The organism is Saccharopolyspora oryzae (assembly GCF_027853915.1).
GTDB classification, from domain to species: Bacteria; Actinomycetota; Actinomycetes; order Mycobacteriales; family Pseudonocardiaceae; genus Saccharopolyspora; species Saccharopolyspora oryzae.
In genome coordinates, this window is record NZ_JAQGLA010000155.1 from 1 (window position 1) to 7,187 (window position 7,187).

A 7,187-nucleotide genomic window follows, 5' to 3' on the forward strand; every position below is an offset into this window, starting at 1 on the left:
TTAACAGTTTCAATTGAAACTGCACACCCGGGCGTGTCGGGACCCCGGCGTGTCGGGACCTCCGAACCCCGACACGCCGACACCTGTGGACAAGTCGTCTCGGCTGTGGAGAACTCCCGCAAATTCAATGGAAATCGGACCTCTGATTTCCATTGAATTTGCGTCCGACCGGCCCCGGAGCCGGGTGGGGGTCACTTCGTGGAGAGCTTGGGCTTGTGCTCGAGGTGGGACAGGCCGTTCCAGGCGAGGTTGACCAGGTGTGCGGCCACCTCTTCCTTCTTCGGCTTGTGCGCCTCCAGCCACCACTGGCCGGTCAGCGCGACCATGCCCACCAGGGCCTGGCTGTAGAGCGGGGCCAGCTTCGCGTCGTAGCCGCGGGCGGTGAACTGCAGCCCGAGGATGTGCTCGACCTGGCTGGCGATGTCGTTGAGCAGGCTGGAGAAGGTGCCGCTGTGGCTGGCCACCGGCGAGTCCCGGACCAGCACGCGGAAGCCGTCGGTGTTGTTGTCGATGTAGTCCAGCAGCGCCCGCGCCGCCTGTTCCAGCAGGTCCCGCGGGTGCCCGGCCGACAGCGCCGAGACGATCAGGTCCAGCAGGTTGCGCATCTCGCGGTCCACCACGACCGCGTACACGCCTTCCTTGCCGCCGAAGTGCTCGTACACCACGGGCTTGGACACCCCGGCGCGGTGCGCTATCTCCTCGATGGAGGTGCCGTCGAAGCCCTTCTCCGCGAACAACGCCCGGGCCACGTCGAGCAGCTGCTGCCGACGTTCCTTCCCCGTCATCCGGACTCGTGCGGTGCGCCCCGAAGTCTGCGCTCCCGATTCGGACGTGCTGCGCCCGCGTCGCCGTGAAACCACTCGCACCACCCTAGGCGGCAGAACCGGCACCTGTGTGCCGACCCGCGTGAAAAGTGCCCGCACGGCAACCGCCGCACGGGCACTCCTGGAACCGGAACGTCAGCCCTTGTACTCGGTGACCGCGATCCGCGCGAGGCGCTTCTCGTTGGGCCAGCGGACCTTCCAGGCCCAGCCGACCTTCTCGAAGAACCAGATCACCCGCGCCGAGATGTCCAGCTGGCCGCGCAGCACGCCGTGGCGGGCGCAGGTCGGGTCGGCGTGGTGGGAGTTGTGCCAGGACTCGCCGAAGGACAGGATCGCCAGCGGCCAGAAGTTCGCCGCCTTGTCGCGGCTCTTGAACGGGCGCTCGCCGATCATGTGGCAGATCGAGTTCACCGACCACGTGATGTGGTGCAGGAACGACACCCGGACCAGGCCGGCCCAGAAGAAGGCGGTCACCGCGCCCCACCAGGACCAGGTGATCAGGCCGCCCAGCAGGGCGGGCAGCAGGAAGCTGAGCGCCGTCCACAGCGGGAACAGCTTGTTGAGCACGACGAGCTCGCGGTCCTTGAGGAGGTCGGGGGCGAACCGGTCCTCGTTGGTCATCTCCCGCTTGAACATCCAGCCCATGTGGGAGTGCCAGAAGCCCTTGGTCAGCGCGACCGCCGAGGTGCCGAACAGCCACGGCGAGTGCGGGTCGCCCTCGCGGTCGGAGAAGGCGTGGTGGCGGCGGTGGTCGGCGACCCAGGTGATGACCGGGCCCTGGACCGCCATCATCCCGGCGATGGCCAGGGCGTACTTCACGCCGCGGTTGGCCTTGAACGCCCCGTGCGTGAAGTAGCGGTGGAAGCCGACCGTGACGCCGAGCCCGCTGATCACCCAGAAGGCCACGGCCAAGCCGATGTCGACCGGCCCGATGCCCCAGCCCCAGAGCGCGGGGACCGAAGCGATGAGCGCAGCCATCGGAATCAGGAGGAACGCGTACACGAGGGACGAACGCCCAGCGGACTGCGGCCCCGTGGTCAGCGGTTTGGGCCCGGATTCGGCCTTCGGAGGAGCAACACCCTCGGCTGCTGCGGTCATACTCAATACCTCGAATGGCGTTGGGGAGGTGGGAAAACTGCGGTCGGCGCCGGGAAGCACGGACCCGCAACACCTCCAGCCTACGGGACCGTAACCTACGCCAGCGTAAGTTGTCCGATGCCAAATCGTCACCCCCGGGCGGCAAAAATGCGGCGTGTCGCACGCCCTCGGGCGTGTCCGGTTCGCCCGCGTTCACCCGAACAGACCGATCAACTGCGCAACCTGATGGCGTTCCACCACGTCCCACCTACGTGCAAGCACGCCCCGAACCCCGCCGCTCGGCAAGCCCGACGCCACCCCGCCCCGGCCCTCGTGTCACGATGTCGGCCGGGCAACACCGCCTGTCGCCCCGGGCCGGTAAGCTCGGGCAGCGGTGCCGGGCGTCACAGATCGGCACCGAGGGGCGACGACGCCCGATCCGCCGTGGTGTAAAGGCAGCACCTCGGATTTTGGTTCCGATGGTCCAGGTTCGAATCCTGGCGGCGGAGCGAGCGGTCCTCCCGGATCCGGCGCGGCGCGTGACGACGCGTTCCGCCCGGGAGGCAGGGTGAACAGGGGGTGTGCGCCGCTGCGCGACGACACGACCACCGTGCGCGATGACCCGGTGACCACGCTGAGCGAGGTGTCCGACGCGTGGTTGGTGGGACGCGCTCGCGAACTCAACGCAGTCGGCCAGCACAGCGACCCGGCCGGCCAGCGCAGCACGATCCGCGAGGCGGACAACCTGCTCGCCGAGGCCCAGCGCCGCGGCGAGCCCCGGATCGTCGCCCAGCTCCTCCGGCACTGCGCCTCGATGCGGATGGCCTCGCCCGGTCTGGTCGCCAGCGCCGATCCGCTGCTCGACGAGCTGCTCCTGCACACCCGCCGGCACGGCCTCGACGTGCTGCAGGCCGATGCCCGCGCCCTGCGCGGTCGCCGCGCGCTGCTGGGCGGCAGCGAGGACATCGCGCTGACCGAGATCGCCTACGGACTGGCGATGCTCGACGACGAACTGGTGCCCGACCGCACGCTGGGCCGTCGTTCGTGGGAGCGCCTGCTGGCGACCGCGCTGATCGACATCGGCCTGGTGCTCACCCAGCTCGGCGTCTACGAGATGGCCGACGAGGTGATGACCCGCGCCCACCAGCGGATCCGGGAGAGCGGCGGACCGCACGAGATCGCGGTGCACATGATCAACCGGTGCCGGATGCTGCTCGGCTGGGGGCTGCGGCTGGAGCGCATAGGGCAGCAGACCGAGGCCACCGGCCGCTTCGCCACCGCGTCTGCCATCGCCGTGGCGGTCGAGGGACCGTGGCGCGAGTCGCTGTTCCCCCGCGTGTCCGACCGCCCGGCCGCCGAGCAGATGCCGGTGCTCGGCGCCGCGCACGCGCTCGCGAAGCCGCACGCCGAGCACATCGAGCGCCTGGAGGTGCTGCGCGATCTCGACCGCGCGATCCACCCGCGCGAGAAGATCATCGTGGCGATCGCGCTGTCCCGCTGCCTGACCCAGGCCGATCAGGGCGAGCGCGCGGTGCAGGTGCTGTCGGAGACCAGGGCCGAGCTGGACTCGGACACCTCGGAGCCGACGCTGCGCATCTCGCTGGCCCGCGAGTACGCGCAGCTGACCGAGCTGGACAGCGCCGACGTGCACGAGGCGCTGCGCGAGTACGCGCTGGAGCTGGAGACCGAGCTGTGGACCATGCGCCAGGCGCGGCTGTCCACTTTGGTCACCCGGCTGGAGAACTCGCGGCTGAACCACAAGCACGACGCGATCACCCGGCAGGCCCTGCAGGACCCGCTGACCGGCCTGTCCAACCGGCGAGCCCTCGACGACCGGCTGGAAGCGCTGCTCACCGAACCCGACGCCGCCCCGCTGGCGGTGGCGCTGGTCGACCTCGACGGCTTCAAGGGCGTCAACGACCGCTGCTCGCACGCCGAGGGCGACGACGTGCTGCGCATGGTCGCGGTGACCTTGCGCGACACGCTGCGCACCGACGACTTCGTCGCGCGCTACGGCGGTGACGAGTTCGTCGTGCTGCTGCCGGGCGCGACGCTCGGCGCCGCGGAAGCCGCGCTGCAGCGCACGGTCGAGGCGGTCGACCGGTTGCCCGCCGAGGAGATCCACGGGGTGACGCTGTCGATCGGCGTCGTCGCGATGCGGCCGCAGGAATCGGCGGCGCAGGTGCTCGCCCGCGCGGACGCCGCGATGTACCAGGCCAAGCGCGGCGGCGGGAACCGCGTGGCAGCGCTCGCGGGCGGCGCGATCCCGCCGCCGAACCACCAACCGGTCGAAGATCACTCCGTGTGGGTCCCGCCGGACGCCCTCTAACCCGATCGAGTTTTAGACGGGGATCACCCCCGACCGCCGCGATCACTCGGCGGTGGCCCCCACCAAGCTCGCCGAGGGTGCGATCGGTCACCCCTCCGTCGCCCGACCGCTGCATCGAAGATCACATCTGCCCAGCTCGCGGCGTATGTCGAGGACTCATCGCTGGACCGTTCGGCGGTACCATCACTCGCGCCGGAAGTCCTGCAGGGGCGCTGGACCAGACGCCGAACCGGTCCGGTTACCCTTCACCCGCTTGGACGCAACAGGCACTTCCGGCCACCACGCCGCACAGAGATCAAGGGAGAGCGCAGATGCTCCAGGGCGACACCGCCCCGGCCCCCTCCCACCGCGCTGCCGCACACCCGGAACCGGTCAGCACCGTCGTGCTCGCCGCCGGCGAGGGAACCAGGATGCGGTCGGCCACCCCGAAGGTGCTGCACCGGCTCGCGGGCAGACCGCTCGTCGAGCACGCGGTGCGAGCGGCGGCCGGAGTCGAGCCCGATTCGCTGGTGGTCGTGCTGGGGCACGGTCGCGAAGCCGTCGCCGAGCACCTCGACGGCGTGGCCAAGGCGCTCGACATGCCGATCAGCACCGCCGTCCAGGAGCAGCAGCTGGGCACCGGGCACGCGGTGTCCTGCGGGCTCAGCGCCCTGCCGTCCGAACTCACCGGCACGGTCCTGGTCAGCTACGGCGACGTGCCGCTGCTCGACGCCGAAACGCTGCGCGGACTGCTCGCCGAGCACACCGGTTCCGGCAACGCGGTCACCGTGCTGACCGCCGTGGTCGACGAGCCCACCGGCTACGGCCGGATGCTGCGCGACGCCGACGGCAACGTCACCGGGATCGTCGAGCAGAAGGACGCCACCCCGGAGCAGGCGGAGATCACCGAGATCAACTCCGGGGTCTACGCCTTCGACGCGGAAGTCCTCACCGACGCGCTCGAGCGGCTGTCCACCGACAACGCCCAGGGCGAGCTCTACCTGACCGACGTGCTGTCCATCGCGCGCGCCGACGGCCGCCCGGTGGGCGCGCTGGTCTGCGCCGACCCGTGGCTGGTCGAGGGCATCAACGACCGGGTGCAGCTGGCCCGGCTCGGTGCCGAGCTGAACCGCCGCCTGCTGCTGAAGTGGATGCGCGCGGGCGTCACCATCACCGACCCGAACTCGGTGCAGCTGGACTGCGACGTGGAGCTGGACCGCGACGTGCTGGTCGAGCCGGGCGTGCAGCTGCGCGCCGGGACCACCGTCGGCGAAGGCGCCACCATCGGTCCGGACACCACGCTGACCGCCTGCACCGTGCACCCCGGCGCGTCGGTGGTGCGCACCCACGGCGAAGGCGCCGAGGTCGGCGCGAACGCCAGCGTCGGTCCGTTCGCGTTCCTGCGCCCCGGCACCCGGCTCTCCGCGAAGGGCAAGGTCGGCACCTTCGTCGAGACCAAGAACGCCGAGATCGGCGAGGGCACCAAGGTGCCGCACCTGACCTACGTGGGCGACGCGACGATCGGTGCGCACACCAACATCGGCGCGGCCACGATCTTCGTCAACTACGACGGGGTGAACAAGCACCGCACCGTGATCGGGTCGCACGCCCGGACCGGTGCGGACAACACCTTCGTCGCACCGGTCGAGATCGGCGACGGTGCCTACACCGCCGCCGGATCGACGATCACCCAGGATGTCCCGCCGGGGGCGATGGCAGTCGCCCGCGGCAGGCAACGCAACGTCGAGGGCTGGGTGGCCAAGCGCCGCTCCGGCACCCCGGCGGACGAGGCCGCACAACAGGCCTTGGCGAAGGAACCGACCACCAATCCGACGGAAGACGCCCAACGACGGACGTCGAACGGGGAGGGACGATGACCGTGAGTGCCATGTCTGCGACCCCGAAGAAGAGCCTCAAGCTCTTCTCCGGTAGCAGCCACCCGGAACTTGCCGAGGAGGTGGCCAAGCAGCTCGACGTAACGGTCACGCCCCAGGCTGCCTACAAGTTCGCCAACGGCGAGATCTTCGTGCGCTACGACGAGTCGGTGCGCGGCTGCGACGCCTTCGTCATCCAGTCGCACTGCAACCCGCTCAACGACGCCATCATGGAACAGCTGATCATGGTGGACGCGCTCAAGCGGGCCAGCGCCAAGCGGATCACCGTGGTCATGCCGTTCTACGGCTACGCCCGGCAGGACAAGAAGCACAAGGGCCGCGAGCCGATCTCGGCGCGGCTGATCGCTGATCTGTTCAAGACCGCGGGTGCCGATCGCATCATGGCGATCGACCTGCACACCGACCAGATCCAGGGCTTCTTCGACGGTCCGGTGGACCACCTGATGGCGCAGAAGCTGCTGGCCAGCTACATCCGCGACACCTACGCGGACGAGCAGATCACCGTGGTCTCCCCCGACTCCGGCCGCGTCCGGGTGGCGGAGAAGTGGGCGGACGACCTGGGCGGCACCCCGCTGGCGTTCATCCACAAGACCCGCGACCCCAGCAAGCCGAACCAGGTGGTCGCCAACCGCGTCGTCGGTGACGTCGAGGGCCGGCTGTGCGTGCTGGTCGACGACATGATCGACACCGGCGGCACGATCACCAAGGCCACCGAGCAGCTGCTGGCCGCGGGCGCCAAGGACGTCATCATCGCGGCGACGCACGCGGTGCTGTCCGGCCCGGCGGTGGAGCGCCTGTCCTCCTGCGGCGCGAAGGAGGTCGTCCTGACCAACACGCTGCCGATCCCGGAGGAGCGCCGCTTCGACAACCTCACGGTCCTGTCGATCGCGCCGCTCGTGGCGGAAGCGATCCACCAGGTCTTCGAGGACGGCTCGGTCACCAGCCTCTTCGACGGCCGCGCCTGATCACCTCGAGCGCACAACGGCCCCGGTCCGCTGCGGACCGGGGCCGTTCGCCGTTCCGACGCAAATTCAATGGAAATCGGACCTCCGATTTCCATTGAATTTGCGGAAGTTCTCCACA

General features: G+C 69.8%; 5 protein-coding genes and 1 tRNA gene. 4 read left to right on the forward strand and 2 right to left on the reverse strand.

Annotated elements, in window-relative coordinates:
- Positions 1-191 precede the first annotated feature (191 nt).
- Both OU415_RS37510 and OU415_RS37515 read right to left on the reverse strand, forming a co-directional pair.
- Positions 192-785, reverse strand: coding sequence for a TetR/AcrR family transcriptional regulator (locus OU415_RS37510; protein WP_270954528.1), 594 nt, complete (start codon positions 783-785; stop codon positions 192-194).
- Positions 786-959: 174 nt separating this feature from the next.
- Positions 960-1,922, reverse strand: coding sequence for an acyl-CoA desaturase (locus OU415_RS37515; RefSeq protein ID WP_270954530.1), 963 nt, complete (start codon positions 1,920-1,922; stop codon positions 960-962).
- Positions 1,923-2,339: 417 nt separating this feature from the next.
- Between OU415_RS37515 and OU415_RS37520 the strand changes: the two genes are divergently transcribed.
- The 4 genes from OU415_RS37520 (at position 2,340) to OU415_RS37535 (ending at position 7,069) form a co-directional block, all read left to right on the forward strand.
- Positions 2,340-2,410, forward strand: a tRNA-Gln gene (locus OU415_RS37520).
- Between the two features lie 59 nt (positions 2,411-2,469).
- A complete protein-coding gene (locus OU415_RS37525; RefSeq protein ID WP_270954532.1) occupies positions 2,470-4,230 on the forward strand; it encodes a GGDEF domain-containing protein in 1,761 nt (586 codons plus the stop codon).
- Positions 4,231-4,541: 311 nt separating this feature from the next.
- Positions 4,542-6,086 (forward strand): bifunctional UDP-N-acetylglucosamine diphosphorylase/glucosamine-1-phosphate N-acetyltransferase GlmU, encoded by a 1,545-nt coding sequence (gene glmU / locus OU415_RS37530; RefSeq protein WP_270954533.1) that lies wholly within the window; start codon positions 4,542-4,544, stop codon positions 6,084-6,086.
- Positions 6,087-6,097: 11 nt separating this feature from the next.
- Positions 6,098-7,069 (forward strand): ribose-phosphate diphosphokinase, encoded by a 972-nt coding sequence (locus OU415_RS37535; RefSeq protein ID WP_270954534.1) that lies wholly within the window; start codon positions 6,098-6,100, stop codon positions 7,067-7,069.
- Positions 7,070-7,187 lie beyond the last annotated feature (118 nt).